General features: G+C 65.2%; 23 protein-coding genes. 10 read left to right on the top strand and 13 right to left on the bottom strand.

Annotated features, from left to right (window positions below; all coding sequences use genetic code 11):
• Positions 1-44 precede the first annotated feature (44 nt).
• Positions 45-812, bottom strand: coding sequence for a hypothetical protein (locus QRO93_RS03650; RefSeq protein WP_180878336.1), 768 nt, complete (start codon positions 810-812; stop codon positions 45-47).
• Between the two features lie 131 nt (positions 813-943).
• Here QRO93_RS03650 and QRO93_RS03645 point away from each other — a divergent pair, with 131 nt between their 5' ends.
• The 3 genes from QRO93_RS03645 to QRO93_RS03635 are packed head-to-tail and all read left to right on the top strand — an operon-like array spanning position 944 to position 2,947.
• Complete coding sequence (locus QRO93_RS03645) at positions 944-1,567, top strand: sigma-70 family RNA polymerase sigma factor (RefSeq protein ID WP_180878337.1); 624 nt, start codon at positions 944-946, stop codon at positions 1,565-1,567.
• Entirely contained in the window at positions 1,564-2,244 is a 681-nt protein-coding gene (locus tag QRO93_RS03640) for a ChrR family anti-sigma-E factor (protein ID WP_180878338.1), read from the top strand. The genes QRO93_RS03645 and QRO93_RS03640 overlap by 4 nt, the downstream gene beginning before the upstream one ends.
• A gap of 10 nt (positions 2,245-2,254) precedes the next feature.
• Positions 2,255-2,947 (top strand): oxidoreductase, encoded by a 693-nt coding sequence (locus QRO93_RS03635; protein ID WP_180878339.1) that lies wholly within the window; start codon positions 2,255-2,257, stop codon positions 2,945-2,947.
• Between the two features lie 2 nt (positions 2,948-2,949).
• On the opposite strand, the gene QRO93_RS03630 is transcribed toward QRO93_RS03635, so the two are convergent.
• The 3 genes from QRO93_RS03630 to QRO93_RS03620 are packed head-to-tail and all read right to left on the bottom strand — an operon-like array spanning position 2,950 to position 8,043.
• Positions 2,950-5,349, bottom strand: coding sequence for a hybrid sensor histidine kinase/response regulator (locus QRO93_RS03630; RefSeq protein WP_285303953.1), 2,400 nt, complete (start codon positions 5,347-5,349; stop codon positions 2,950-2,952).
• Positions 5,342-5,809: a response regulator gene (locus QRO93_RS03625; protein WP_053449729.1), complete on the bottom strand. Its 468-nt coding sequence runs from the start codon at positions 5,807-5,809 to the stop codon at positions 5,342-5,344. Before QRO93_RS03625 ends, QRO93_RS03630 begins: the two co-directional genes overlap by 8 nt.
• Entirely contained in the window at positions 5,806-8,043 is a 2,238-nt protein-coding gene (locus QRO93_RS03620) for an ATP-binding protein (protein ID WP_180878341.1), read from the bottom strand. Before QRO93_RS03620 ends, QRO93_RS03625 begins: the two co-directional genes overlap by 4 nt.
• Before the next feature lie 267 nt (positions 8,044-8,310).
• Between QRO93_RS03620 and QRO93_RS03615 the strand changes: the two genes are divergently transcribed.
• Positions 8,311-8,604: a hypothetical protein gene (locus QRO93_RS03615; protein ID WP_049458084.1), complete on the top strand. Its 294-nt coding sequence runs from the start codon at positions 8,311-8,313 to the stop codon at positions 8,602-8,604.
• A gap of 17 nt (positions 8,605-8,621) precedes the next feature.
• Here the strand turns inward: QRO93_RS03615 and QRO93_RS03610 are convergent, their stop codons facing one another.
• Both QRO93_RS03610 and QRO93_RS03605 read right to left on the bottom strand, forming a co-directional pair.
• Complete coding sequence (locus tag QRO93_RS03610; RefSeq protein ID WP_053449731.1) at positions 8,622-9,107, bottom strand: TspO/MBR family protein; 486 nt, start codon at positions 9,105-9,107, stop codon at positions 8,622-8,624.
• 72 nt (positions 9,108-9,179) lie between these two features.
• A complete protein-coding gene (locus QRO93_RS03605; protein ID WP_180878342.1) occupies positions 9,180-11,375 on the bottom strand; it encodes a hypothetical protein in 2,196 nt (731 codons plus the stop codon).
• Positions 11,376-11,508: 133 nt separating this feature from the next.
• Here QRO93_RS03605 and QRO93_RS03600 point away from each other — a divergent pair, with 133 nt between their 5' ends.
• Together QRO93_RS03600 and QRO93_RS03595 are read left to right on the top strand one after the other, a co-directional pair.
• A complete protein-coding gene (locus QRO93_RS03600; RefSeq protein WP_180878343.1) occupies positions 11,509-11,988 on the top strand; it encodes a GNAT family N-acetyltransferase in 480 nt (159 codons plus the stop codon).
• Positions 11,989-12,008: 20 nt separating this feature from the next.
• Positions 12,009-12,917 (top strand): hypothetical protein, encoded by a 909-nt coding sequence (locus tag QRO93_RS03595; protein WP_180878344.1) that lies wholly within the window; start codon positions 12,009-12,011, stop codon positions 12,915-12,917.
• 16 nt (positions 12,918-12,933) lie between these two features.
• Here the strand turns inward: QRO93_RS03595 and QRO93_RS03590 are convergent, their stop codons facing one another.
• Positions 12,934-13,860 carry a hypothetical protein gene (locus tag QRO93_RS03590; RefSeq protein ID WP_180878345.1) on the bottom strand — a complete coding sequence of 309 codons (927 nt, stop codon included), beginning with the start codon at positions 13,858-13,860 and terminating at the stop codon, positions 12,934-12,936.
• Between the two features lie 191 nt (positions 13,861-14,051).
• Between QRO93_RS03590 and QRO93_RS03585 the strand changes: the two genes are divergently transcribed.
• The 3 genes from QRO93_RS03585 to QRO93_RS03575 all read left to right on the top strand — a co-directional run bounded on the left by QRO93_RS03585 (position 14,052) and on the right by QRO93_RS03575 (position 16,843).
• Positions 14,052-14,204 (top strand): hypothetical protein, encoded by a 153-nt coding sequence (locus tag QRO93_RS03585; protein ID WP_162292569.1) that lies wholly within the window; start codon positions 14,052-14,054, stop codon positions 14,202-14,204.
• Positions 14,205-14,353: 149 nt separating this feature from the next.
• Positions 14,354-14,998, top strand: coding sequence for a lasso peptide biosynthesis B2 protein (locus QRO93_RS03580; protein WP_258010852.1), 645 nt, complete (start codon positions 14,354-14,356; stop codon positions 14,996-14,998).
• 111 nt (positions 14,999-15,109) lie between these two features.
• Positions 15,110-16,843, top strand: a complete 1,734-nt coding sequence (locus QRO93_RS03575) for an asparagine synthase-related protein (protein ID WP_285303952.1) — start codon at positions 15,110-15,112, stop codon at positions 16,841-16,843.
• Here QRO93_RS03575 and QRO93_RS03570 read toward each other — a convergent pair.
• From QRO93_RS03570 to QRO93_RS03555, 4 genes are read right to left on the bottom strand one after another with little or no spacing between them, the layout of a single operon-like run.
• Positions 16,840-17,550: an ABC transporter ATP-binding protein gene (locus QRO93_RS03570; RefSeq protein ID WP_053449737.1), complete on the bottom strand. Its 711-nt coding sequence runs from the start codon at positions 17,548-17,550 to the stop codon at positions 16,840-16,842. The genes QRO93_RS03575 and QRO93_RS03570 overlap by 4 nt on opposite strands.
• A gap of 12 nt (positions 17,551-17,562) precedes the next feature.
• Positions 17,563-18,921 carry an ABC transporter permease subunit gene (locus QRO93_RS03565; RefSeq protein ID WP_180878348.1) on the bottom strand — a complete coding sequence of 453 codons (1,359 nt, stop codon included), beginning with the start codon at positions 18,919-18,921 and terminating at the stop codon, positions 17,563-17,565.
• Positions 18,918-20,381 (bottom strand): DUF3526 domain-containing protein, encoded by a 1,464-nt coding sequence (locus QRO93_RS03560; RefSeq protein WP_285303951.1) that lies wholly within the window; start codon positions 20,379-20,381, stop codon positions 18,918-18,920. The genes QRO93_RS03565 and QRO93_RS03560 overlap by 4 nt, the downstream gene beginning before the upstream one ends.
• A gap of 9 nt (positions 20,382-20,390) precedes the next feature.
• Positions 20,391-22,775, bottom strand: coding sequence for a TonB-dependent siderophore receptor (locus tag QRO93_RS03555; RefSeq protein WP_258010853.1), 2,385 nt, complete (start codon positions 22,773-22,775; stop codon positions 20,391-20,393).
• Positions 22,776-22,947: 172 nt separating this feature from the next.
• Here QRO93_RS03555 and QRO93_RS03550 point away from each other — a divergent pair, with 172 nt between their 5' ends.
• The gene (locus tag QRO93_RS03550; RefSeq protein ID WP_180878351.1) at positions 22,948-24,618 is read left to right on the top strand and encodes an ABC transporter ATP-binding protein; all 1,671 of its coding nucleotides are present in this window, start codon (positions 22,948-22,950) and stop codon (positions 24,616-24,618) included.
• A 130-nt stretch (positions 24,619-24,748) separates the two neighbouring features.
• Here the strand turns inward: QRO93_RS03550 and QRO93_RS03545 are convergent, their stop codons facing one another.
• Together QRO93_RS03545 and QRO93_RS03540 are read right to left on the bottom strand one after the other, a co-directional pair.
• Positions 24,749-25,501: a hypothetical protein gene (locus QRO93_RS03545; protein ID WP_180878352.1), complete on the bottom strand. Its 753-nt coding sequence runs from the start codon at positions 25,499-25,501 to the stop codon at positions 24,749-24,751.
• A gap of 509 nt (positions 25,502-26,010) precedes the next feature.
• Entirely contained in the window at positions 26,011-26,574 is a 564-nt protein-coding gene (locus QRO93_RS03540; RefSeq protein WP_285303950.1) for a DUF3693 domain-containing protein, read from the bottom strand.
• Between the last annotated feature and the right edge of the window lie 109 nt (positions 26,575-26,683).

Genomic DNA, 26,683 nt, shown 5'->3' with positions numbered 1-26,683 from the left:
AGCACAATGCCCACTGGATGCGTGCTTCCGCTGTTAGTTTCGCTTCACCCGGACGTCACGCCGCAACCGGCGACGAGCGGTTGCGCCCAGGCCTGCTGCCATTCGCTGGCGCTGCTTGCGCGCGCAGCAGCGGCGAATCGAACCACCACCTGCGGATAGTGGCCGCGTGCATCGCGCAGGTTGCTGGTGCCCTGGAACTCCAGCAGTCGTCGATCGGTATCGGCATAGACCAGCTGCAGGCGCGGTGCGATGCCGCCATACCAGGTGTCGAGGCTGGCCTCGATCTGCTGCGCGGCCACCCCCTGCCAGCGCAGCGGGGCAGTGCGGCGAACCTGTACAGGGAAATAGCGCTGCCGCCCCGGAACCAGGAAAGGCAGCGAGATGCGCTCGCCGCGCATCAGCGCCGGCCAATGCTGGCGCACGGCGGCGTCAAAGCCGGCATCGATCACGGCATCAGCAGGCAACTCCAGGCGGCGCTGGCGCGATGGCGCATCGGCATCCTCCTTCCAGTCGATCAGGACACTGCCGCCGGCCACCTCGATCTGCACCTTCTGGCCGCTGCGCAGATCGTCCAGCGAGTAGCCGCGCGCCTGCGGGCGGGAGGTCGCGGGCAGGTGCTTGCGGGCGAAGGGGCGCCCATCCGGGCACTGGTACAGCACCCAGCGTTCGGCGCCTTCGGTCGCGTCGCGCTGCCAGTGCACTTCCCGATAGGCAGTGGCGCCTTGCCCGGTGCTGGCAAGGCCTTCGGTCCGCAGCCAGGGGGCTGCCAGCGCGGCGTGGGGGAGGCACAACAGCAGCCAGGCGGTCCGCATGATCGTCATCCGCAGGGAGGGCCCTGGTCATACGGCAGGCGCGGCCGGATGGATGCGGTACGTGGCCTGCATCCAATCGCCACCGGTGCGCGTACAGAGGACAGACCTTCACCTGCCCGCCGCGAACGCAGATGTACCCTGACGCCGCCAGCACTCTCCTCACCTTCGATACCGCACGCATCGTGTCCAGTTCCCAGCAGCCGAGCAGCGAGCCGACGAATTGGGCCGGTGACATGGACAGGGTCGCTCGCCTGCGCGACCGCGACTGTTTCATGCGGATCTACGACCATTTCATGCCGCGGCTGTGCGTCTATCTGCGCGGCCTGGGGGCGCCGGATGCGGTGGCCGAAGAACTGGCGCAGGAATGCCTGCTGCGGCTGTGGCTTCGCGCGGCCGACTACGACGCTGCCCAGGGTGCGCTGAGTACCTGGCTGTACCGGATTGCCCGCAACCTGCAGATCGATCGGGTGCGGCGCGAGCGCAGCTGGCTGCAGGTGCAGGCGGCGGTGGAGGACGCGGCAACCGTGGATATGGTCGAACGCAGCAGTGCCGAACAGTTCGCTGACCAGGCGCGGCTGCGCCAGCGCATCAACGAGCTGCCTGCCGTGCAGGCGCGATTGGTGCGGATGTCCTATTTCGAAGCCAAGAGCCACAGCGAGATTGCCGAGGCGCTGGGCATGCCGCTGGGCACGGTCAAATCGCATCTGCGACGTGCGTTCCTGCAACTGCAGTCGAAAGTGGGAGGTGCGCCGTGAACCCGCACCACCATCTGCACGAGTCCACGTTGATGAGCTATGCGGCCGGTGCGCTGCCCGCGCCGTTGAGCATCGTGGCCGGCGCCCACCTGGAGCAATGCTCGCAGTGCCGCCAGCGCCTGCGCGACGCTGAGGCGATCGGGTCGGTGCTGCTGGAACAGACGCAACCTGCCTCAGCCGAAGGTGACGCACGCCGGAGCGCGCTGCGCGAGGCGATGCTGGCGCAGCTTGCCAGCGAGTCGCCCATCAGCCTGCCCATGGCGGCGAGCGTGCCGCGGCGGGAGCGCCCAGAGGCCGATCCTGATCACCTGCCGGCGTCGCTGCACCCGTACTTCGGTGCGTCGCTGGCAGCCCTGCGCTGGCGCTGGATGGCGCCGGGCGTGCACTGCATCCGCGCCGAACAGATGCCATCGCTGATCATGCTGAAGATCGCGCCGGGCAAGTGCCTGCCGATGCACAGCCACGGACGCAGTGAACTGACCCAGATCCTGCGCGGTTCGTACAACGACGCGCTGGGCCTGTTCGCGCCGGGCGATGTGGCGGACCTGGATGAGGAGGTGGAGCACCAGCCCGTCACCGCACCGGGCGTGCCGTGCATCTGCGTGTCCGCGCTGGATGCGCCGCTGGTGTTCAGTGGCTGGCTGGCGCGGAAGATCCAGCGTTTCGTGAAGCTTTAGGGGGACCACAATGGCGGCTGCCGGTGCATTGCGGGTTCTGTTGACCGGCGCTACCGGGTTGGTGGGGCAGGGCGTGGCCCTGGCCTGTCAGCGCTCGCACCAGGTGTCTCAGCTGACTGCACTGGTCCGGCATCCGGGCAGCCTCCGCGGAGCCGGCAGCGAACTGATCGTGCCGGAGTTCCTGCACGTCGAAGCGCGGCAGGATGAACTGGCAGGATTCGATGCCTGCTTCTACTGTGCCGGTGCGCCGCCGGTAGGCACCGCCGAGGCCGAGTACCGCCGGGTTACGCTGGACACCACGCTTGCCGTTGCCCGGGCGTGGGCAGCGGCCAATCCGCAGGGGTGCTTCCTGTATGTGTCCGGTGCAGGCGCAGATGCGGGCAGCCGGCTGATGCCGCTGCGCATCAAGGGCGAAACCGAGCAGGCACTGCAGGCATTGCCGGTTCGCACGGTGATGTTGCGCCCGGGTGGCGTGCGCCCGGTGGAAGGCACCGGCACCCGCCATGGCCTGCTGAAGCCGTTGTACTGGGGTGGCGCGCCGCTGATGAAACTGGCCGGCGCGATCGCGCCCTCGCTGGTGACCAGCAATCTGGCACTGGGCCAGGCAATGATCGCGCTGGCCGGCCGGGAGCATCCGCCGGCCACGGTGGAGTGCGCGGACATCAACCGGATCGCAGCGGGAGTGCACGATCCGGCGCCTTGATCTCAGTGCAGCGCGGCCTCCAACGCGGTGCGTACCGCCTGCGCCAGATCACTGCGGGTGAACGGCTTGGGCAGCAGCGCGACCGCACGGCCCTGGCTGCCGACCGCATCGTGGTCACGCGGGTAGCCCGAGGTGAACAGCACCGCGACGTCCGGCCAGCGTTCGCGCACTTCGCGCACCAGTTCCCAGCCCGACATGCCAGGCATCACCACGTCGGAGAACAGCAGGTCCACCGTGGTGTCAGGGCGCTCCAGCAGGCGCAGGGCCGAAGGGCCGTCGTGCGCTTCCAGCACGCGGTAGCCCAGCATGCGCAGCGCGTCCACGGTATGGGCACGGACATCGTCGTTGTCCTCGGCCACCAGGATGGTCTCTTCGCGCGGTGAATAGCCGGCCAGCCCGGTCTGCGGTGCCGTTCCCTCACAGGGCAGGGCCAGCGTCGAGCGCGGGAACATCATGGTGATGCTGGTGCCGCCGCCTTCCACCGAATCAATCAGCACATGCCCGCCGGACTGCTTGACGAAGCCGTGCACCATCGACAGGCCCAGGCCGGTGCCCCGGCCCACCTGCTTGGTGGTGAAGAAGGGCTCGAATACCCGCGCCAGCGTGGCCGCGTCCATGCCGTGGCCGTTGTCGCGGACCCGCAGCATCACGTACTCACCCGGTGCTGCATCAGGGAACAGGGCGGCGTAGTCGTGGTCGAGATGGCTGTTGTCCACTTCGATGACCAGCCGACCGCCGTGCGGCATGGCGTCGCGGGCATTGACGGCCAGATTGAGCACGGACGCCTCCAGCTGGCTGACGTCGATCTCGATGCACCAGATGTCCTCGGCGACGCGGATGTCCAGCTGCACCAGTTCGCCCAGCGCACGCTGCAGCATGTCATGCATGTCCAGCAGGCGGTCGTTGAGGTTGGCGGCCTGGCTGTGCAAGGGCTGGCGGCGGGCGAATGCCAGCAGGCGCTGGGTCAGGCTGGCGGCGCGGCCTACGCCCTTGAGGGCATTGTCCAGCGCACGGCCGACCATCGCCCCGGGCTCGCCGGCACGCTCGCTGAGCAGCATGGCGTGCTCGACGTTGCCGGAGATGACGGTGAGGATGTTGTTGAAATCGTGGGCGGTGCCGCCGGTGAGCTGGCCCACCGCCTCGATCTTCTGTGCCTGCCGCAGCGCGTGCTCGGCCTGCAGCCGGGCGGTGGTTTCCACCGCCTCGGAAACCACGGCGGTGACCGCGCCCTCGGCATCCAGCAGCGGGCGGAACGAAAAATCGAAGCTGCGCCGGCCGGTCGGCAACTCCAGGTCGAGCGCATGCAGCGAACTGTGCCCCTTGGCGGCATCGGCAATGGCGCGGTCAACGGTCGCGCCGACGTCATCGGTGCCGGCGAACCAGGGCGACTGCCCGAAACGCAGGCCCATCACCTCGGGCTTGTCGGCCAGCACCGCGGCCAACGAGGCGATGTTGGCATCCACCACCTGGCCCGCGAGGTCCAGCAGCACCTGGTGCTGGAAACTGGATTCAAAGATCGCCTGCAGCCGTCGCTTGCTGGCCCGCAGCTCGGTGGTGCGCGCCTGTACCTGCCGTTCAAGCAACTGATTGTCCTCGCGCAGCGCCAGTTCGGCCTGCTTCAGCCCGGAAACGTCGCTGCCCAGGCAGATGTAACCCACCACCTCTCCATCGGCGCCACGCTCGGGCACGCAGTCCATCTGCACGAATCGTGACTCGCCACTGCGGTGCGCCAGCTCCACCTGGAAGCTGCTGCGCTCGCCCCGCAGCACCTGCTGCAGGCTGGGCAGGGCGTGCTCGAACGCGGAAATGCCACTGACATCACGCGCGCTACGGCCCAGCAGTTCAGCCAGGCTGATGCCGTGCCAGTCCAGGAACGCCTTGTTGGCAAAGCGGTAGCGGTGCTCCTTGTCGAGCTGGGCGATCAACGCCGGCACGGCGTCGGTCACCTGCTGCAACTGGGCCTGGCTGTCGTTCAGCGCGGCCTGTGCATCGGCCAGCTGGGTGCGTTCGCGGGCTTCCTGCTGTGCCCGCCGGATGGCATCCGGCAAGCGCTGCAGCCGCTGCTTGACCACGTAGTCGCGTGCGCCGCGGGTCAGCGCCTGCACCGCCAGCTCTTCGGTAAGCGTGCCGGAGACGAAGATGAAGGGTGTGTGCGGAATCCGCTCGCGTGCGAGCGCGAGCGCCGCGTCGCCATCGAAGCCTGGCAGCACGTGGTCGGCCAGGATCACGTCGAACCCGCGTTGGTCGATCGCCTCGATGAAGGTGTTGCGTGACCACACCCGCTCGACCTCGAAATCCAGGCCGGCGCGTTGCAGTTGTGCGGTGATCAGCTCCGCATCAAGCGCACTGTCCTCCAGCATGAGGATGCGCAGGCGCTCGCTGCGGCGCGATCCATCATGCATTGTGCTGCCCCGATCCATTGGGGCGATGGGGCGGCGGCTGATTGGTGATGCCCCAGAACATGCCCAGCCCCTGGATGGCATCGAAGAATTCCTTGAAATCGACCGGCTTGACCACGAAAGCATTCACGCCCAGTTCGTAGCTGCGCACCAGATCCTGTTCCTCGCGCGAGGAAGTCAGCATCACCACCGGCGTACTGCTCAGCTGCGCGTCACCGCGCACCTGCTCCAGCACCTCCAGGCCGTTCACCTTGGGCAGTTTCAGGTCCAGCAGCACCACCACCGGGCCACCGTGGTTGGCGCCGGCGAACTTGCCTTCGCAGCGCAGGTAGTCCAGCGCTTCGGCGCCGTCGCGTACATGGATGACATCGTTCAGCAGCTGGCAGCGCGACAGCGCGGCCAGTGTCAGCTCGGCATCCTTGGGGCTGTCCTCGACGAGGAGGATCGGCCGCAGGTCCCTCATGGGTGATCTCCTGTGGAACGGGGTAAGGTGAAGTGGATCGTGGCGCCCTTGCCGGGCTCACCCTCGGCCCAGGTCCTGCCGCCGTGGCGGCTGACGATACGGCGTACATTGGCCAGGCCGATGCCTGTGCCTTCGAATTCCTCGACGTGATGCAGGCGCTGGAACACGCCGAACAGCTTGTCGACATAGCGCATGTCGAAGCCGCAGCCGTTGTCGCGCACGAAGAAGTGGTCCTCCTCCTCGCTGCGCTCATGGCCGACCTCGATCACCGCATGCTCGCGCTCGCGGGTGAACTTGACCGCGTTGGAGAGCAGGTTCTGCCAGACCAGGCGCATCATCGTCGGATCGGCGTGCACCTCCGGCAGCGGCGCCAGCGTCCATTGCACGTCGCGGCCGGCGTAGTCCAATGCCAGGCTCCTGCGCACGTCCTCGGCAAGCGCGGCCATGTCCAGCCGCACCCGGCCAAGGGTGGAGCGCCCCATCTGCGAGAAGCTCAGCAGATCGTCCACCAGTGTACCGGCCGACTTGGCCGATTCCACGATGGTGTCGAGGAAGCGACGTTCGGTATCGTTGAGGCGTTCACCGGCCGAGCTGCCCAGCAGCTCCGAATAGCCGACGATGTGGCGGAAGGGCGCGCGCAGGTCATGGCTGACCGAGTACGAGAAGGCTTCCAGCTCCTTGTTGCTGCGCATCAGCTGTTCGTTCAGCTCGGCCATTTCCTCGGCCTTGCGCAGCACGATGTCGACGATGGCGGTGCGCATCTCGTGCGCGGCATCGCGGTCGGCGTCATTCCACGGCAGGCTGCGCTGCTGCACGGTTTCCTTCCAGGCCTCGAAGGAGCTGCGCGGGGACAGCACCACGTCCGGCGCGGCGGTCTTGCGCGGGTCGCCGCCCCAGCGCACGGTGCGCACCACCTCGGGGCGGAACCACATCAGGTAGCTGTCATGCAGCTGCGAGATGGACACCGCCAGCACGCCGCTGGCCACGTCGGCCAGGCGCACGCCGGGCGACCAGTCACCGGCCAGATGGTCGGTGCAGTACGTTTCCTGCCCGGCCTGCTGTGCGGCCAGCCAATCGGTGAGGGCCAGCACGTCGGTCGCGGGCGGGCACACGCCCACGCGCATGCAGTCGCCCTTGTGCACGATGGCCGCGCCAGCGGCGCCGGTCAGCGACAGCAGGCTGGTTTCGTCGTGGCGCAGTGCGGCCATGAAATCCTCGTCGCCGGCCATGCGGGCCAGCAGCTTGACCAGCACCGAGCGGCGCGCCACGCGCTCTTCAATGGCCCGCGCACGTTCCTTCAGGGCAATCTGCAGCGACAGGATCTGGCCCATGAACTCGCACGCAGTGCGCACGTGGTAGGGCAGCCGGCGTGGATGCACCGTGTGGCAGGACACCAGGCCCCACAGCTGGCCTTCGTGCACCAGCGACACCGACATCGATGCACCGGTGCCCATGTTGCGCATGTACTGCATGTGCACCGGCGAAACGCTGCGCAACACCGCCAGGCTGAGGTCGGTAGGCGGTGCGTCGCGATGGTCCTCGGCGCGCATCAGTGGGGCAGGGGTGTAGTTGTTGTCTGCGATCAGCCGTACCCGGTTGCGGCGATACAGCTCGCGGGCCTGGGCCGGAATGTCCGACTCGGGGAAACGCAGGTCCAGGTAGGACGGCAACAGGCCGTTGCCATCCTCGGCCACCACGATGCCGTTCCAGCCGGGGTCGAACTGATAGACCAGGGTGCGATCGAAGCCGGTGAGCCGGCGCATGTGTTCGGCGGCCAGCTGGCACAGGTCTTCCACCGTGGTGGCCGACTCGATGGCGGTCATCAGCTCTCGGATGGCCGGGTAGAGCTCCTCCAGCGAGCCCGGCTGGCCGGGAACGGGCGACTCCAGCTCGACCAGCAGGTCGGTGGCGGAGCGGTGCACCAGCAGTTGATGCCGGCCGTGGCCGTCCAGGTGCACGGCGCCGACGTGGGCGCTGCTGCCAACCGCGGCCTGCTGGAACAACGCCTCGAACGGCGCCAGCACGCCGCCCAGCACCTCGCTGACGTGCTGCATCAGCGGCTCGCCGAACTGCTGCAGCAGCCTGGGCTGGCTGATGGCGCGCTCGCGCACCCGCAGTGACTGCGGCTCCAGTACCAGAAGCACACCGTACGGCTGGATTGCGCCCGGCGTATGAATCGGTTCGCGTGCACAACGGGACAGCGCAACGTCGTGCTTGGACTCAACGGAAGGCATCAAAGGCGGCACTCATGATTCATGGATGACGGGAACATCCCAGATGGGGACAACCCAGCACTGCATCCGGTATCCGGTGATGGTGAAGCAAAAGCGTGCATTCGCATACCACTTCGTAAGCGTGAAGAGCCTTTCATTGAAAACTGAATTCTTCATTTTCGCCGTGCGGCGGGCACTTTCACGTTTCGCAGAAGGTACATGCGCGCTGCACGCTCGCTGCACACGGGGTTGCCTACCGTAGGCCAACCTCCTTGAGCCACCACGACCGTGAACCTGCAGACCCTGCCTTCCATGCCGTATCGCATGCTGCCCGACAGCTGCCAGTTCGAACTGCTGGACGTGGATGCGCTGCAGGACCCGGCCAGTGGCCGCCTGCTGCACCTGTACTCGCTGGTCGCCCGCTGCCTGTCGTGCGAAACCGTGTTCAAGGCCGAGGAAGGGCAGGGACTGGTGAGCCATTCCGCATCACGGGTGGTGCGTTGCCCTGCCGGCTGCGGCCAGCAGGCATTCAAGCCGTCGTTGTTGCGTGCCTGGCAGCCGCAGGTGGCCGCACAGGCGTGAGGGCTCTGATGGGTGCTTCACAATACCCCGGGGTTGGCGCGCCACACGGCGAAATTGAGCGCCGAGGCGAACGAGATCCAGGCAAGGTAGGGCAGCAACAGTACTGCGGCGGCCCGCTGGATGCGCAGGAAGCCAAGGATCGTCGCGCACACCAGCACGATCAGTACAAGGATGTCAGCGAAGGCAAGTGCGCCCAGCTTCCAGCCGAAGAACAGCCAGCTCCACAAGGCGTTGACCGCGAGCTGCACTAGATAGAGTGTCAGCGCCGGACGCGCACCGCGCCAACTGCGCTCCCGCCAGACCAGCCAGGCGGCAACCGCCATCATCGCGTAGAGCAGGGTCCAGACCGGCCCAAATACACCGGCAGGCGGTGCCCAGGCCGGCAGGGTGAGGCTGGCGTAGAAGCTGGCAGCGGACGTGGAGGCCCACGCGCCCATTGCAGCCGCCGCAAAGGTAACCGCGACCCATCCCAGAAGACCCAGTGCCTGTGAACTCCGCTTCATTGCGTACAACTCCATGATGCCTATGCCCCCTCATACGAACGGAGGCGGCAAATGGATGCAGGCCGGCGGCGATCAGTCTGAAGTGCCCGCGGCGCTCCCGTCCTGGCTTGAAGGCAGCAGGGAAGGGCGCTGGTCGAACCATTCGCGCGCCTTGGCCAGGTGCCACTGGCGCTGGTCGCCATCGAGCTCGATACCAGCACCCAGCAGCCCCCAGCGCAGATACAGGTCGCCACGCTTGCGCTGCTCCAGCAGATCCAGACGTGCGCGCACCGAGAGGCGATCATTCTCGGCCTGCAGACCGTCGATGATCAGGTGACCCGGCCGCCAGCGCAGCCTGGCCTGCGCATCGACCTGGCCGGAATCCAGCAGCGACAGGGTCCAGCGCGGGTAGTCGGTGCGCGAGGCGAACACCGCCAGCAGGGGGCGCGCATCGCTCAGGGTCAGGTCGGTGGTGGCGTCCACCTGGAACGGGGACTGCGCGTCGATGCGGCCCCGCTTGAACGCAGCACGGCCTTTCCATGCGGCGCTGGACTCTGTGCCGGCCACCTGCACGTTGCGCAGTTCGACGGTGGTACCGGACAGGTCGAAGTGGCGCTGGTTGAAATCGCCGCGGCGCAGGGTTGCGTTCACGTCCACATCGCCGCCCATGTCCAGGCCTGCGACCTTGGCGCTGGCGTTGCGACCCAGCAGGCGCGCCGTGCCATGGCCGACGCGGCCATCGGTGTCGAGCGTGGCATCGCCACTGAGGCTGCCAGTGCCACGCAACAGCCGCAGCTGCGACGACCCCAGGTAGCGGTTGTAGGCGGCCAGGTCTGGAATGGTGGCTTCGCTGAAACGCAGCCGGGCACGTACACCCTTGCGCAGTTCCTGCAGGCGGCCGTCGCCGGTCAGGTCCACGGCCAGATCGCGACCATCGAACAGGCGCACGTCCTTGGCATCGCTGGGGCGTGCACTGAAACGGGGCAGCCGGATCGCCAGCTGTGCCTGATTGGGCGTGCCGGCCTTCAATTCGCCATGCGCGCTGGCGGTGCCGGCCAGGCGCACGCCGGCAACTTCGGCCACGGCGGCCGCTGAGGGAATGTCCACGGTGCTGCCTTCGATCAGCTCGCCATGGCGCAGGCGCAGGTCGGCCTTCAGTGTGCCGCCGCCATCCAGCTGCAGCCACGGCTTGCGCACGAACAGCGCAGGGATCCAGTTGAGCGAGGTGAAGGTCCATTCGCCGCGCACGGTGCCGGAACTGCGCTCCAGCAGCTGCGCTGGAGCCTGGAACGGGATGTCGCGCCCGGTGATGTGGATGTCCGCATCGACTTCGCTGCCCGAGCCCGGCCGAGGCGGCAGGCGCGCCTGCAGGCGCAGGTCGTTGGCCACGTTGAGCTGCAGGGCGAGCAGGCCACGATCAGGCGCGCCATCGCCCAGATAGAGCGGAACCTGCCAGAGCGCACGGTCGCCGGGTTGCAGCTGGCCGTCGATCAGGTGGGCCGCCAGCTGCAGGCGACCGGGCACCGGCGCGCTGGAAATGCGCGGCTGCTGTGCATCGGTGTCCATGCGCAGGCCCTGGCTGCGTGCATCCACGTCCAGCTGGGCATGCAGGATCTTCAGCTTGGCCAACCCGGGCGCCTGGTCGCGGTAGTGGCGTGGATAACTGAAGCGCGCGGTCAGGTTCATGTCGCCCAGCAGCTGCACACCGTCAAAGCTGGTGTCCGCATCGCGGAACGAGACCTCCGAATCGAACAGTTCGGACGGGCCACCGCGCAGCTGCTTGAGGAACCCGACCGTGCCCTGGCCCTTGCCGATGATCAACAGCTTGCCGAACCGAGCGCTGCGGATGCTGTCGCTGTGGATGGCATCGAAGCGCAGGGTCCAGCCCTGGTCGCTGCGCGGCGGTGGCGGAATGGCGTCCTCGACCCGGCTGATCTCGGCGGAGACCCCGGTGGCCTGCAGCCGGGGCACCCGGACCTCCCGCTTGAACAGGGGAAACACCGCCAACCGGGCGCTGGCGCGCTCGGCGTGCAGCACGTAGACGGTGTGGTTCACGTGGCCGCGCATGTGCACGTTCCAGGCAATGACGTGGCCCGGCAGCAGCGTGATGGCCGGGCCGGTGGTCATCACGAACTTGTGCGGCTTGCGGTTGGTGACCTGATCGAAGAGCGGCGTGTTGAGGAAGATGTTGCCGGCCAGCAGGTAGAGCGCGTAGATGCCCAGCAGGACATAGCCCGCGACGCGCCATCGGCGAAAACGGTGCGGGATGCGCGCGGAAGTAGGGGGCATGTACTGCTCTGCAGGCCGGAATTTCGTCAACTATTGCGGAACCGATGGCGGCGGTACGTGAAGCAGCCGCGGCCACGTGGTTTGTTTCTGCTAGTGTCCGCCTTGGCCACTACTCCGATCCGCGAGGAATCGCATGGAAATCCGGGCTGCCACCGCAGGTGACTTCGACGCCATGTGGGCCATCTTCAGGGCCGCCATCGCGACCGAGGATGCGCTGCCGTTCGCCGGCACCTTCGAGGCCAGCACCTTCCAGAGCCACTGGTTTGGATTGCAGCCGGCTTATGTGGCACTTCTGCAAGACCGCGTAGTCGGGATGTACAGGATGGGCGCCAACTTCCCCGATCTGGGGGCGCACGTGGCCAGCGCCACCTACGTGGTCGATCCCACACTGCAGGGGCGCGGAATTGGGCGGGCGCTGGTGGAACACAGCCTGGACCGGGCGAGGGCGGAAGGCTTCCTGGCCATGCAGTTCAACTACGTGGTCAGTACCAACACGCCGGCCGTCGCGCTGTACCGGAAGCTGGGGTTTGCGGTGGTCGGAACGCTACCGGAGGCATTCCGGCATCGAACGCTGGGGTTGGTGGACGTGTTTGTGATGCACCGGTTTCTGTAGTGGCCTGGAGTAGAGCGAGCGTGATCTTGCGAACATCCTGCGTCTTCGTACTCTGCACTTTCATGGGCGCCTGTGCCCTGCAGCCAAAGAGCACGCCACCGCAGGTCTCATCCGCAGGTTACACATCGGTCAGCTCGACCCTTCTGGCAGGCTGGATCTACCTGCGCAGTGAGAGCTATCTACCTGGATCGAATCTGGCGTCCGGCACCCCTGAGATCAAGGTATGCGAGTCTGTCGCACACAGGATCCAACTTGAGATCTACCCGGGCGTCGAGCCAGATGTTGAAAGAACCTGCCGGAACATAGACACCTCCGCCACCGAAGCGGAGCGATGGTTCCCCAAGCGCAGCATCCGCTATTCGGTCATCATCGTGCCTGAGGGGCAATCCATTTCCGTGAGCAGGTGGAGTTTCGGATATCGATCGGCGCACCTTGCGTTGGCTGTGGCGGCATTCGGTAACCAAGAAAGACGAGAGGGAAATCTTGTTGATCTAGTGGCGCATGAGACCTTTCATATTCTCGGTCGAATTGCCGGGGATGCCCGTGGGCAGGATGAGTACCATGCCTACTACGCGGGCTCGTGCGCTCAGCTCGCGGTTCTTGGATCGATTCCCGAATCCGCCTTGCCAGGAGCCCCGCTTCAAGGGGGCGTGGATGAACCAACGCGGGCATCTTCAGATTCGGCGTATCGGGTGAGGCGTGAAGCCTTGCTGCTGTCCCGCGATGGATCGATCAAGGCGGGCGACGATGGCGGCAGAGCACTTGCTCTGCGCTGCATCGAGTTGCAGAAGGTGACAGCGCGGCCGGCGAAGGCGGATGTTCGGCCTGATTTCGATTGGGTCCCGAACGGAGCGACGCAGACCATCCACTGGTTGACGCCGATCCTGCCCCGGGCATCAACTCCGTTTACAACAGCATGTCTTCTTTGAGCTGGAGCGGTAATCGCTAGAGCGAGGGTACCGTGATCCTCTGCAGATCCAGCTTGGCCCTGAGCGCATAGTGCTTGCGGGTGACCGGCACGGTGCAGGTCAGCCTTGGATCCAGGTAATCCTTGAACATCGGCGGTCGCGAAGCGCCCAGATAGAACTGCCGATCCTGCTTGACCGCGGCTGGCAATAGTACGTCGGACAGATCGCTGTCGGACGCATCGGTCACCAGGCAGGGTGCATGGCGGAAGCCGAGCCTGCGCAGCAGGTACAGCCGGTGCGAGCCATTGGTCAGGATGATCCGGCGGCCAATGCGCGTTGCGCTGATGAGGTTGTCGCTGAAACCGAGATAGATGACAAGGGCGTGGCTGGCCGCGCCGAACGGCTCGTAATCGGCGATGCTGCGAGGGTCGATCGCCGCCACGTCCAGAAACCTCAGGTCGTTGGACGCAGAGGCGAATGTGTAGCTGCCATCGGACTGGGTAAAGCGCACATCCGGATGTGCATGGCGTCCACTTCGGGCCACCAGCTCCATGATCTCCCGTGCATCGGGTGACGCGGCCGTGGCCGCCGCCAGCTGATCGATGTGGCGCAGGTTGATGCACTCCTGGAAGACCACCAGCCGGTCGATTTCCACCATCTGCCAGCAGCGGGGCACCACGCTCGTCATGCGGTGCATCGAGGGCTGGCGGAGGGCCTGCTCCGCCAATGGCTGCATCTCTTCGGGCAGGGCAAGGGCGTCCATGGCGTCGGCGGCGCCTGCTTCGTCCTGATGAAGACGACGCACCAGGGCGCGGGCGTTTCGCCATTCCTCCACCAGCGTCGCTTCATCAAAGCGTCCTGGCGGGCAACGCTCCCTGACGAAGCGGATGAATTTCGGCAGCGGAAACAGGCCCTTCAGCAAAAGGGTGGGATCAAGGCCATCGTCATTGATGTCGGTGGGCATCCATCTCGCTCTCGTGGGAGTCGCTGCAGCGACGTCCAAACTGGTCGGCCGTCACACAAAAATAATATGTTATATCGTAACATTTATATGCCTTGGCGGCAATCGTGCTGAACAACGCAGGGCGACGCCGGCTTGGCCGCTGTGCATCCACTGCATTGCGTGGGTGCACCCACTAACTAGAGGAGATGTTCATGAACGAACTGATTGAGCTGGGCGTAGTGGCTGGAGAGCAGAATCACGAAGATCAGGGTGAACTGATCGAGCTGGGCTCGGTGGTTTCCGAAACGAAGGCGCACAACCACGGCACGTTGTGGGATGGCGTCTTCCCGACCACCTCGCCCTGATCCATCGCACCATGCATGACCTGCGGTGCATGCCCCTGCATGCACCGCTCTGATGCCTGCAGCAGCATGAGATCACGCTCGCGATGCACCAGCCTGAAGCTCCATACTTCCTTTCGAAGCACGCGCATGTCTGCGTGACCGGTGACGCGATGGTCATTCTTGACCAGGCCTCCGGCAGCTATCTTTCCATCGATCGGCGCTGGGCGGCGGGGCTTGGCGGGCTGGTGCAGGACTGGCCCCTGGCCTCCGACGGAGTGCCGAGGCCGAGGATGCTCCAGTCGCTGATTGATCGGCGCCTGATCACCCAGGATCCGCTGCGCGGAAAATCCGCAGCAAGCGCCGCAATCGCGTTGCCCCGGCACTGGGTGCGCGAGGGCGAGTCCCGGGGATGTCCACCGATCACGGCCCGCGATGTGCGCCGCTTCCTGGCTTCCGTCACGCGTGCGGCATGCAGCAGGATGTTCCTGCCTTTCAGCTACACGGTTTCGGCAGCGCGCCGGCGTGGTCAGGCATCCACGCCGGGCGAGGTGGACCTGCAGCAGCTGGCCCTCCTGGTTCGGGTATTCGATTGGCTGCGACCGATCGCCTTCAGGAAGACCGATGAGTGCTTCCTGTACTGCCTGGCCATGCGCGAGTTCCTGGGGTCGTACGGCATCGTTCCCGTCTGGGTGTTCGCGGTGCGGACCCAGCCGTTTGCGGCGCATTGCTGGTTGCAGCACGGCGACCGTGTCCTGACCGACATCCCTTTCAACCTGCGCCGGATGACGCCCATCCTGGTGCTGCAGCCGGCCTGATCCATGTACCGATATGTCGCTGTGTTCTGGAACGATCATTCCGAATCTGCCCGTGCGCAGGCCCTGCAGGCCATGGAGCGGATCGAGGTGGGTCGCCCCGGAATCGCATGCGTGTTGAAGGGCAGCGGCGGTGCCATCTATGCCCAGACTGACAACCCTGGCTACTTCGAGTACAGGCGGTCCGGCCCGCTGGTGGTACTCGGCAAGCTGTTCCACAAGGTGTTCGGCGCCGATACCGTTCCCGCCCAGGCAGTTCCCGATGCTGCCGCGGGCACGACCGCCTGCAGTACGCAGGGCAGGAGCCTGGTGGAGCAGTACTGGGGGCGCTACGTGGCCTTGGGCTACCAGCCGGATACCGCCAGCTGGTTCGTGCTGCGCGACCCGACGGCGGAGATTCCGTGCTACATGACCACGGCCGATCAGCTGACGGTGGTCTTTTCGAACATGGAAGACTGCCTGCTGCTGGGATTGGGTGACTTCAACGTCGACTGGTCGTTCCTGTCCTATTCGCTGCTGTTCCCGTTCCGTGATGGCCTTCAGACAGGATTCGAGGAGGTCGTCGCCCTGGAGGCGGGCGAGGCGGTGACGTTCCGCGATGGCCAGCCGGTTGGCCGGCACTATCAATGGGACGTGGTGCGGCAGGCCAGTGAAGCGCCCATCGAAGATCTGGAGGAGGCCGTGCAGCTGGCACGCGCAACGTTGCTGGGCTGCATCGGTGCGCTGGCGAGCCAGCATCGATGCATCCAGCTTCAGCTGTCCGGCGGGCTGGACTCCTCCATAGTCCTCGCCGGCCTGCTGCATGCGCCCTCCGCACCGGAAGTGAAGTGCATCCATCACTACGATGCCGGCATTGGTGCCGATGAGCGCATGTTCGCGCGCATGGCCATTGCCGGTGCCCGTGAATCCTCGGGGCGAAGCTGCGAGTTCGTCCAGTACCAGCGCCAGCCGCACTGCTCGCTGGAAGAAATCATGGACTTCCCGCGAACCGCTCGTCCTGCACATTGCTCGGGCTACCTGCTGCATCGGCGCGACGTGGATTTCGACGCAGATACGGTGCAGTTCACCGGTGTCGGCGGCGATGCGGTCTTCCTGCGCTTCAAAGGCAATGCCGCTGCCATCGATTACGCGTGGCGGCGGGGGATCGACCGCGACTTCTTCCGTGTTGCGTTCGAAACCGCGCAGTCGGGCGATTCGTTGTACGGGGTATTCAAGGATGCCTTCGTCCATGGCGTGCTGAAGAGGCCAGGCAGCATCAATGGCCGCTGGGGCAACCCGTGCGAATGGGTGAAGGTGGATGCTTCTGAACAGGATGGCACGCCGCCTGCCTGGTTGCGGCATGCACGAGCACAGGGGCACAGGCTCTCCCCGCACAAGCTGGCTCACATCGGGCGCATGATCTTCCCGACCAGCGTGCTCGATCCGTTCGAGGGCGCAGGGCGCTGGCACGGGGTGTCACCGCTCAGCGCACAGCCTGTGGTCGAACTCTTTGCCCGTCTGCCGCTGCACCTGCTGATGGCCGACGCGGAGGACAGGACGATCGCGCGTCGTGCACTGCAGGGCCTGCTGCCGCAGGCCCTGCTCTCGCGCAAGGTGAAGTGCTACCTGGACGATCACTCGGTCGCCGTCACCCAGCGGCATCAGCAGTTCATCAGGGGCCTGCTGGTGGACGGCCTGCTGGCGCGGCGCGGCTACATCGACAGCGCATCGGCCGACGCGGGTATCCGCCGGGTCAGCCCGGATCACTCATCCCAGGTGCTGGGTATCTTCGGCCCCCAGGTCAACATCGAAGCCTGGCTCAGGCGTTGGATGGGCCGACCCGGCGTGCCTGCGGTCGGCGTGGCCTAGGCGCTCCGGCTCATTTCCTCAAGGTAGAGGCTCTCAAGATCATTGGCGGTGATCGTGCTGGCATCCAGCGTCCTGCGCAGCCTGCCGGCCTGCATCAGTCCGATGGTTGTCGCCACTTCGCGGGCACGGAACAGATCGTGGGTGGCCATCAGGATCGCCGTGCCGCGGTCGCGCTGGCGCACGATCAACTCGTGGAACTCGGCCGAAGCAGTCGGGTCCAGGCCGGACGTCGGCTCATCAAGGAGCAATGCCCCGGCTTCCTTGATGATGGCCAGCGCGATGCCCACCTTCTGGCGCATGCCCTTGGAGTAGAACCCGACGCGCCGCCCGAATGCCTCCGGCGCCAGCCCGGCGGACCTGAGCGCGTCCTTCAGCCGTGCGGGCGAGCGTTGCTCCACCGCAGCCAGCCGCGCGAAGTAATCCAGGTTTTCATAGCCGGTCAGCTCGTCATACAGCGCCACGTTCTCCGGGATGTACAACAGGCGCCGGCGCACCTGCTGTGGCCGCTGCCAGGCACTGAGCCCATCAACCTCGGCGGATCCGGAGGTAGGTTCAAGGAAGCCCAGGAACAGCTTGATGGTTGTCGACTTGCCGGCCCCGTTCGCGCCCAGCAGGCAGAAGATCTCGCCGGGGCGCACCGTGAAGCTCACATCATCCAGCGCCCGATGCGTGCCGTGTTCCTTGACCAGATGCGTTGCAGTCAGCATGTGTGATGTACCTCAGGGAGTGCCCAGCCGACGCCGCAGCAACCCGGCCGCGATCAGCAGTAGCAGGGTGGCCACGGCCAGTGCGGCCAGGTCGATCAGTACACCGCGTTGCAGGGCACCCGCTGTTTCCTGGAATTCGAAACGGGGCAGGGCGTCATACTCGGCCAGCGTCTGTGGCATGTCACGGTCCAGATAGTCCTTGTGCAGTTGCCGACGTGCCTGCCAGTAGGCGAGAACCTGCTGCTGGAACGCCAGCGCACGGTCGGCGTCCGACCCGGCGAGGCGATCCAGTGCATCCTGCACCGCTACCGACGGCAGCAGCAGGCGCACCCGGTCGAGTGACTGGCGCCGCGCATCCTCTGCCTCTGCATGGGCGGCGATCAAGGGCGCGATGACCTGATCGGCCTGGACAAGATCGGCATAGACCACTCGTACGGCATCGGCAATGCGCGGCGCTGGCGAACGCGTGGCGGGTGGTTCTGCCGCGTGGCGCAGCTGCTGCTGGCGGGCAGTGTCGGCCAGCTGCGCCTTCAGCGCGGTGGCCAGCTGCATCTGTGAGGGCGGCGGAACCATCAGGTTCACCGCTGCCAGCATCAACGACGGGGCCATGACCACGATCAGCAGCCACAGTGCGCCGGCGGCGATGGCGGCCTCGGTGGTGCGCCGGGCGAAACAGCCGATAAGCACCGCCAGCGCCAGCCAGAAGCTGCCGTAGGCGAGCACGATCAGGGCAAGCACGGCCAGGCCCGAAGGGCTTGTTGCACCCGACCCAGCGGCAACGGCAACGACGATGGCCAGTGCAGGCAGCAGCACGATGGCGCCGCGGGCCGATGCCTTCACCGCGATCAGTCGCCCTGCCGCGATGGGCTGTGACAACACCAACGCTGTGATGCCGCGTTCGCGTTCGCGCGACCAGAGGTCGAAGGTGGCCGCCAGGATGACCAAGGGCAGCAGGAACACAACGACGAAGGCCAGGTCGAATCGGCCAGCGGCCTGCACGGCGGGATTGCCGATGTCGGACCACACATGCCTGAGCAGCTGGGTACGGTCACCCAGCGCAACCACGTCGGCGGTATAGGGGTAGGCTTCGGCCTGTCCAATCGACAATGCCGCCATCGGGGCGGGAGGGAGCACCGGCTGGACCCGGGGCAGTACCGACGGCGCCTTGCCAACGAACCCCCGGCTGCGCTCCCTGGCATCCTGTTCTTCCGCGTGGATCAAACCGATGGCAGCCTCGCGCTGCCCCACCCATGCACTGCCATTCCAGGCTGCATAGGCCGCCAGCACCACCAGCAGGCCAAGCAGCACTGGCAAGGCCCGGTCACGCAGCAGACGACGGATCTCATGCCCTGCGATCGACAGGCTGCTCATGGGGCACTCCCGAGATGCCGCGCTGACGTGAACACCAGCCCCAGCGCCAGCAGCATCCAGGCCAGCAGAATAGCGACGTTCACCAACTGTGCCGCGGCGATCTGGCCCAGCGACGGCTGCCGTGGGCTGTACACCACGGAGCGGGTAAGGGTCGCAATATCGGCCAGATGCTTGCTGCCGTTCACTGCCTTGTGCTGTTTCACTTCCAGGTTGAGTGCCTGGATCAGCCGGTAGCGATAGTCTTCGACGCCCCGCAGGAAGGCCAGATGTGCAGGAAAGTCGGTGCGGGCCAGTGCCCGTGACGCGGCCTGCAGCGCGAGGGTGGGGGACAACGCCGCGAAGGCGCGTTGCGTGGTTTCCTGCCGCTGGTAGGCGGAGTAGATGCGTTCGAAGTGGCGATTGTAAGTCTCGCTGGAATTCGCTTCAGCGAACTCCAGCGCCACACCGCGGAAATTGACCGGGAGATCGTCCACGTCGCTCACTTGGTAGCGTGCAAGCATCTCTGCTCTGAGCGCGTCCAGCCGCTTGTCCGCTGGGTCGTGGCCATCGGCGCCGTTCTCCGCGTCCTCGGTGACCGCCGCCCGGAACGCGGGTGCAGTAGGCGTGGGATCCAGCGATTCGGCCAGCGCGGGGGCCACCCGTGGCGCGAGCAGGGTGGCCACCACCCAGAAGCCGAGCAGCACCACCAGGGACGTGCGTGCTGCGCTGAAGCGCGCCGAGACGCCGATGGTGATGGCGCAGAACACCAGGAGATAGAGCGCGTACGCCGCGACCATCGCAACGAGCGCGATGATGTCGGCCGTGCCGAGGAGGTGTCCGCCCATGCCCGGAAGGCTGACCGCCAGCAGGGCGAGGACCAGCAGCAGCGACGCCGTCGCCAGCGCGATCAGCCGGCCACCGATCAGCACATGGGCCGATGCGCCACTGCCGAGCTCCTGGCGGAGGGTTTCGCGGGCAACATCGCCGGAGAGGCTGCCGAATCCGGCAAGGATGATCAGCAGGGGTGCCACGACCTGCAGCGTCCACGCTGCGGAAAAGCCATCGAAGCGGCTGAGCGCGGCGCCGGCGTCGATGGGGCGGTGCCGGGCCGGGTTCTGCGCATGGCCTTCAATGAACACCGACGTGCCAACGAAATCCGAGATGCCCGGGTCAAGCGCCGCCAGCGGCCGCACAGGTGCGGGAATGGCGCGGCCGACGTGCGCGGCGGCATGCGGATCGATCATGCCCTGGCTGTCCCACAGCCCCGCCTCCTGCTCCGCTACGATCTGGCGCTCCTGGGCCTGCTGGGCCAGCCGTGCTGCCCCCGTGGTAACCGACGCCCCCGCAAGCAGCAGCAGGGTCAGCGCGAGCCACAACAGGCGCCGCTCGCGCCACATCAGCTTCAGCTGGGTCGCGGCAACGGTCAGGGTCTGGCGCAGGGCCGATGCGGATCTGGAGAAGGCGGGGGAGGCATCGCTCATGGCGGGGCCCTACCAGCGATGGGTCAGCGTCATGGACAGGAAGCGGCCAAGCGCCGTTGCATTGGTCGGGTCGAAACCGGTGTTGATGCTGTTGACGATGAAGGGTGGGTTCCTGTCGAACAGGTTCTGCACGTTGAAGGCCAGCGAGGTGCCCTGTCCGGCGCCGGCAGAGTCGCTGAAGTCGTACTTGAGATTGAGGTCGACCGTTGTCCACGAGCTGACGTGGGGGTCGGTCCGGTTGGCGGGATCGCGATAGCTGTCCACGTAGTTCACGAACAGCCCGCCGGCGACCTGCCGGTGGCTCATGGCGAGGCCACCGCGCACCTTCAGGTCGACCGGAAAGTACACCGTGTTCACCGCGTCGACCTCGGGCGAGGTGGCGGTCACGCGGCGCTTGGAATCGATGATGTACTGGCCGGCAAGGTTCAACGCAAAGCGGGTCTGGCCGGCGTCGAAGTCGTAGGAGGCATTGAAATCGACGCCGCGTTGGGAAGTGAACGCGTTGTTGCGGAAGCGGTTGTCGAGGATGACCTCGCTGCTGGTTTCATCGGTACCTGGTGCCAGGGCATAAGGGCCTGCCCGCGATACGAACAGGCCCAGGCCGGAGGCGCCGAGCTGGCGCGCCTGCTGGATCTGCTGCGGCGTCGGGTTGACGGTCAGCAGGTCCGCATAGGGCGCGGTGGACTGCAGGAACAGCGACGGGAAGCTGCCACCGAAGCCGCTGCCGATCCGGTCGGCATACTCGATGTGATAGTAGTTCGCGTCAACCTTGAAGCCCGGCAGTGACGGGGGCGCGAACGAAAAGCCGCCGGTCCAGGTCTTGGCACGTTCAGGCCCCAGATCCGGGTTGCCGTTGGAGAGCATCATCAGCACCGTGCTTCCGCTGGCCGCGCTCGGGTTGGGTACCTTGGCCACCACCACGGTGTTGTTCAGCTGCATGTCCTGGTAGACCGGCGCACGATAGGAGCGGCCGTAGCTGGTGCGGAATGAAAGTCCTTCCATCGCCTCCCACAGCAGGCCCAGCTTGGGATTGAGGGTGGATCCGAAATCGCTGTAGTCGTCGTAGCGTGCGGCCGCAGTCAGTGACAGGCGACGAACGCCAGGCGTGTCTGCGAGCAGCGGAACATTGAGCTCAGCAAAGGCGGAGCGGATCGTGCGCTGCAGATCCAGCGGCTTCTCAAGGCCGCGGTGGTCGAGCAGTTCATAGCCATCTCGGTGGTAGCCCGCACCGAATGCCGCGCGCACGCCGCCGGCCGGGAGATTGAACAGCTCGCCGTCGGCAATCACTTCCAGATAGCGCGATTCGGAATTCGTATCCGTCGGCGGTGCGGTGCTGACCGAACTGCCCGAGATGGTGGTTCTCTCGTAGGAGACATCGCTCCTGCCGAATCCGGAATTCAGGCGTGCCTGCCACTGGCGCGGAAGCTCGAGGGTAAGGCCGGCGAACACATCGAACTGCCGCGTATGCGGGAACAGGCGGGTTTCGTCGGCGGTTCCGGAAATGGTGGTGTCCATCTCGCGCCTGGCAAAGGAGCCGGTCAGGTTGAGCGTCAGCACATCGCTGAGCTCCTGCTCGCCATCCAGGTACAGGCTGTGCCGCTTCGATCCGGGATAAATGTCGTACGGCCTGACGGTAACGTTCCGGGAAAAATCCTTGTCGACCGCAGCGAGGTTGGCCTGCTTCAGGAACTCGTAGCTGGCCATCATATGGCCCCCCTCCCAGGACCAGCCGGCGGACTGTGATGCCTGGTACTCGTCCATGCTGCCGCGGGTGACGCTGCCATAGCGGAGCGAGGTCTCATAGCCGGTGAAATCCCGGCGCAGAACGATGTTGACCACACCGCCGACGGCGTCGGTGCCGTAGATGGCAGAGGCACCATCGGTAAGGATCTCCACGCGCTCGATGGCACTCAGCGGAATCAGCGAGATGTCGACGTACTGATAGCGGTTCGAGGAGGTCACACGGTGGCCGTTGATCAGCGTCAGCGTGGTGCCCGTTCCGAGGCCGCGCAGGTTGATGGCAGTGCCCTGGCCGAAGTTGTTGCCGGTGTCGCGGTCGACGCCGAGGTTGCCGACATTGGCGCCGTTGGCGCCGCCACCGAAGTTCTGCGGCAGCTTCTCGAAGAGCTGCTGCAACGAGGGCACCCCGCTTCGATCAATGGCCTCCCGGTCGATGACGATGACCGGGGAGGCACCGCCGCCAATGGCGTCGCGGATGTTGCTGCCAATGACCATCACCTTGTCCAGCGTGGCGGTGTCGGATCGCCGGTCGCCCTGGGTAGGGCTGGCGGGAGCGCCGGCGTCCTGCGCCATTGCCGGAGCGTTGAGCTGGAGTGCGGCGGCCAAGCTGGCGACCACCAGTGCCGCCGGCCTGGCGGTGGATGCGTTGTTCATGCCCCGGTCCATCGATCTCATCAGATGTTGGTCTGCGGCACGAGCCATCGCGCCTTCAATGGCGATGTTATAGCATATCATTCGAGATGCGCGACGCCTCTTGCGGTGGCGAGAGGCGAGGGCAGGCGCACCGCCACACGGGAGTTACTGCACCAATGCCTGACCGACGCTGATGAGAACGTTCGCGCTGCCACCGCCGGTCACCGAGATCCTTGCCGCGTACTGGAAGGCTGATCGCAGGCTGCTACTGTTGATCGCCGCTAGCGTCGTGCTTTCCAGCCTGGCCACGGTGGCAGCGCCGTATCTGTTCTCGCGCCTGATCGACCGCATCAGCGCGGAAGACCTGCGTGAACTGGCGGCATGGTTCCTGCTCTACGCGGTGATGCTCGGTGCCGCCAGCATCCTGCAGAACACCGTGCAGTACCTGTCGTTCCTCAGTGGCGAGAACCTGGGTTTCATCACCAGCACCCGCTATTTCGCGCGCCTGCTGAAGAAGACCCACAGCTTCTTCCTGGATTACAACGCAGCCGAATTGCAGGTGGCCGGCGAGAAGGGGCGCAATGCCCTGAAGATCGTGGTGCAGCTCGGCCTGGTGGTGTTCATTCCCAGTGCACTGCAGATCCTGCTGACCTTGGTGACATTGGGGGCGCTGATCAACCTGCAGGCGGTGGTCATCGTGCTGGGCTATGGTTCTGTTGCCATCACGCTTTCGGCCATCGCCACCCGCCGTGCGCGGATTCATCGTGAGTCGGCGGTCGAGGCAGGCCAGCAGAATGCCCGCTTCGTAGGCAATGCGATGAACGCTATGGAGACGCTGCGGCAGTTCGGTGGCAGCACTTGGATGATCCAGCGCTTCGAGCAGAAGGCCCAGCAGGTCCGCGACAGCTGGCGCGCGTACGTGCTCCAGCGGATCGGCTTCATCGCGCTGCTGGGCATCTGCCTGGCGGTCGAGTTCATCGTCACCTTCGCACTGCTGCTCCCGCGCTACCAGAGCGGCCACCTGAGCGTCGGCGATATCGTGCTGTTCAACCTGCTGTTGCTGCAGCTCAACATGCCCTTTGAAATGATCGCGCGCTCGATCGATGACGTCGCCCGTTCCTGGACCCTGCTGACGCCGTTGTCGGCGCTGTGGGCGGCACCCGAAGAACGGCAGGCCGAGAACGCCGGCCGATTCCACGGAGAATGCGGCCAGATCGAGTTCCAGCATGTCAGCCATCGTTACGGCAATGGCCGCGGCGTCCACGATGCGTCCTTCCACGCCGGGCGCGGTGGCATCAACTTCCTGATGGGGGAGACCGGGGCAGGGAAGTCGACGCTGTTCAAGCTGGCACTGAAGTCGATCGAGCCCCAGGCCGGCCGGATCTTGATAGATGGCACCGACCTGGCCCAGATCGAACGTGCCGCCTGGCATGCCGCCGTCGCGGTGGTTCCCCAGGATGTCATCCTCCTCAACGAGAGTTTGGCTGACAATATTCTGTTGGGGCGCCCCCGCGACGATGCCCGGTTGCGTCTCGCCACCCACAGAGCATCGATCCTGGCGTTGATCGACGCGCTGCCCGAGGGCTTTGAAACCACGGTGGGCGAGCGCGGGCTGAAACTCTCCGGCGGCGAACGGCAGCGCATCGCCATCGCGCGTGCGCTCTATGGCGATCCTGCGATCCTGCTTCTGGATGAAGCCAGTTCGGCGCTGGACGAGGCGACGGAGCGCGAGATCATTGCTTACATTCGCGAGTTGGCCAAGGAGGTGACTGTATTGGCCATCACCCATCGATGGAGCGTTGTGACCGCAGCCGATCAGGTCATCGACCTTGTGGGGGATCGAAACCAGACTTCGTCATGCTGAACTACGTTCACTGGAAAACCGACAACAAGGTCGGCAACGCGTAGGGGCCGGATTCCAGCAACACTGTGGGCGTGCGAGCGCAGGTTTCGTTCTGATCTGGCTCTCGATCTACAAAGCAGACGACGTCCGATCAAGGAAACGGAAAAGGGAAGAGGTCCAAATTCTCTGGGTACTTGTCAGCGAACACGAACTGACGCCACGCGCGGAATGCGGACTCTGTAGGGTTGTCCACGACTTTTGTAGCGGCATGGTGCGCAGCACTTATTTCCTCCGGAGTTGCTGACGCCGCTACCAACGTGGATGCGAGTCTGGCTATCCGCTGTGATCGCTCCATTGAGGAAATCTTCTCCGTGATCCTCTCCTCAAAAAGTTGGACAAAACAGCTTCTGTGCGTTGTAAGAAAATAGTTCCGCTTGGAAGCCCCGAACGAATTAAGAGCCCACATTGCCTTGGTGAGGGAGCGGGTCTTGCAGAACTCGATATAGAATTCCGTATAGTCATTCAGAAGAACGTCTTCTTCAATCTCCTCTGGCGGACCAACCAAAGCGAAGAAAGGAGCACGGGCGGTATTGAGAACAGTTCGTGCCATGTGACCACCTGAGCAGGCGGCGACAGTCACCACCAGCCACCCCGTCATCATGTCATTGATCTTGGCCAACGGTACCGAGAGATCGGGCCAATCGATCAAGTCGTCATTCGTAAGTTGGAGCCCGTTCTCGTTGCCGTGGGCTTCGATATGAAGTATTGGGTGATTTCCAGCAGCTGCTGACTGGAGTACATCATTCAAGCAGTCACTGAACTCCTTCAGGCTTTTCGGGGTGAGAAGCTTGACCTTAAGCTGCCTCGTGAGGGCTGCGTCGCTATTTTTTATCTTGCTGGACAAGAGGCTGCCTGTGGTCCGGTCACCCGGTCTCAGCGACTCAATAATCCATATCTCAGCCCCCATAACGCCCCCTTTTGATGTGGAGTCTCATCACTTATCGCGAGTACGTTACCAGCAGAGTAGGGCGCCGGTACAGGAGACATCGCATGGCCGGCGGCATTACCGAATCTGGTGTTCACGCCGCCGGCGATCAGTTGCTGGCCAAGTGCGAGTACCCGACCGTCGAGCAGATCCGGGCTCACTTGGGGGGACTCGCCGACCCTTATGACCCTCTGGCTGGTGACCTGGTGAAACCGACCATCAAGAGCTTGCTGAGTGAGCAGTTGGTGGCTGCCCAGCGTGATGCACTGAAGATCAGATCCGTTTGCAGATCTCATAGCTCGCCGAGCAACGGGACACCGGGCTTCGGAGAGCCGATCGAGCCGAGGCAGCGAGACAGCAATTTGGCGTGCGGCTCCCCGCGGCCCTGGAGACAGCAAAATCTGAGCGGGAAGGCTGGACCAAGTACGTCAGATCTGTCGAGAATCGGACGTGAAGCGGTGTTGGTAGCGCGCGGCCAGAGATGGAGGTACTCCTGGCGCAGCCAAGCAGGACATCCGAACGACACAGGGGCCTTGAGAAACAGCTGCGCCAAGAGATCGAAGCTGCCCAATCAGCGGACACCACGGCCAGGTGGCGGCCGGGCCAAGATGTTTGGAACATAATATACAAACAGCGGCCTTGCCCTGATCTACGTTATTGATTTCAATGGCTTTTGTGCGTGCGACGCCTGGCGCTGCGACCACTACCAGCACCAGCACTGCCGCCGCCGCGCTTAACCTGTCCAACACCGAGCGCCAGACCCTTCGCTGAGCGGGGGTCTCGGCCTGTTCCTCCATCACCCGCACGACGATTTCGCCGTCCATCCCGGCAAGGGCGGCCAGCGCAGATGCGTGCATTTCCGTGATCACTCCGCCTTTCCGCCACTTCGATACGGCGCTGGCAGTGACGCGCATTCTCTCTGCCAAAGCCCTGTCGGACGGGCGTTCGCACTTCTCGCGGGCCTTGTCTAGCAGTAGGTCGATGCTTCGCATGTGGAGTACCAGTTGACACGGGGATCAACTGTGAGTTTATATCGCTCCGCGTCAACTGTCAGTTGATGCCCCGCCACCGGCACCCCAAGGCCGCTGGCGGGTTCCCTTG

Source organism: Stenotrophomonas maltophilia group sp. Smal17 (assembly GCF_030237045.1).
GTDB lineage: Bacteria > Pseudomonadota > Gammaproteobacteria > Xanthomonadales > Xanthomonadaceae > Stenotrophomonas > Stenotrophomonas forensis.
This window is presented reverse-complemented; position numbering and strand designations above follow the sequence as displayed.

Excerpts from the sequence above, each read along its gene's own strand:
- QRO93_RS03650 (WP_180878336.1), bottom strand. The coding sequence starts at position 812 with ATGCGGACCGCCTGGCTGCTGTTGTGCCTCCCCCACGCCGCGCTGGCA.
- QRO93_RS03645 (WP_180878337.1), top strand. The coding sequence starts at position 944 with ATGTACCCTGACGCCGCCAGCACTCTCCTCACCTTCGATACCGCACGC.
- QRO93_RS03635 (WP_180878339.1), top strand. The coding sequence starts at position 2,255 with ATGGCGGCTGCCGGTGCATTGCGGGTTCTGTTGACCGGCGCTACCGGG.
- QRO93_RS03630 (WP_285303953.1), bottom strand. The coding sequence starts at position 5,349 with ATGCATGATGGATCGCGCCGCAGCGAGCGCCTGCGCATCCTCATGCTG.
- QRO93_RS03625 (WP_053449729.1), bottom strand. The coding sequence starts at position 5,809 with ATGAGGGACCTGCGGCCGATCCTCCTCGTCGAGGACAGCCCCAAGGAT.
- QRO93_RS03620 (WP_180878341.1), bottom strand. The coding sequence starts at position 8,043 with ATGCCTTCCGTTGAGTCCAAGCACGACGTTGCGCTGTCCCGTTGTGCA.
- QRO93_RS03610 (WP_053449731.1), bottom strand. The coding sequence starts at position 9,107 with ATGAAGCGGAGTTCACAGGCACTGGGTCTTCTGGGATGGGTCGCGGTT.
- QRO93_RS03605 (WP_180878342.1), bottom strand. The coding sequence starts at position 11,375 with ATGCCCCCTACTTCCGCGCGCATCCCGCACCGTTTTCGCCGATGGCGC.
- QRO93_RS03600 (WP_180878343.1), top strand. The coding sequence starts at position 11,509 with ATGGAAATCCGGGCTGCCACCGCAGGTGACTTCGACGCCATGTGGGCC.
- QRO93_RS03590 (WP_180878345.1), bottom strand. The coding sequence starts at position 13,860 with ATGCCCACCGACATCAATGACGATGGCCTTGATCCCACCCTTTTGCTG.
- QRO93_RS03585 (WP_162292569.1), top strand. The coding sequence starts at position 14,052 with ATGAACGAACTGATTGAGCTGGGCGTAGTGGCTGGAGAGCAGAATCAC.
- QRO93_RS03580 (WP_258010852.1), top strand. The coding sequence starts at position 14,354 with ATGGTCATTCTTGACCAGGCCTCCGGCAGCTATCTTTCCATCGATCGG.
- QRO93_RS03570 (WP_053449737.1), bottom strand. The coding sequence starts at position 17,550 with ATGCTGACTGCAACGCATCTGGTCAAGGAACACGGCACGCATCGGGCG.
- QRO93_RS03565 (WP_180878348.1), bottom strand. The coding sequence starts at position 18,921 with ATGAGCAGCCTGTCGATCGCAGGGCATGAGATCCGTCGTCTGCTGCGT.
- QRO93_RS03560 (WP_285303951.1), bottom strand. The coding sequence starts at position 20,381 with ATGAGCGATGCCTCCCCCGCCTTCTCCAGATCCGCATCGGCCCTGCGC.
- QRO93_RS03555 (WP_258010853.1), bottom strand. The coding sequence starts at position 22,775 with ATGAACAACGCATCCACCGCCAGGCCGGCGGCACTGGTGGTCGCCAGC.
- QRO93_RS03550 (WP_180878351.1), top strand. The coding sequence starts at position 22,948 with ATGAGAACGTTCGCGCTGCCACCGCCGGTCACCGAGATCCTTGCCGCG.
- QRO93_RS03540 (WP_285303950.1), bottom strand. The coding sequence starts at position 26,574 with ATGCGAAGCATCGACCTACTGCTAGACAAGGCCCGCGAGAAGTGCGAA.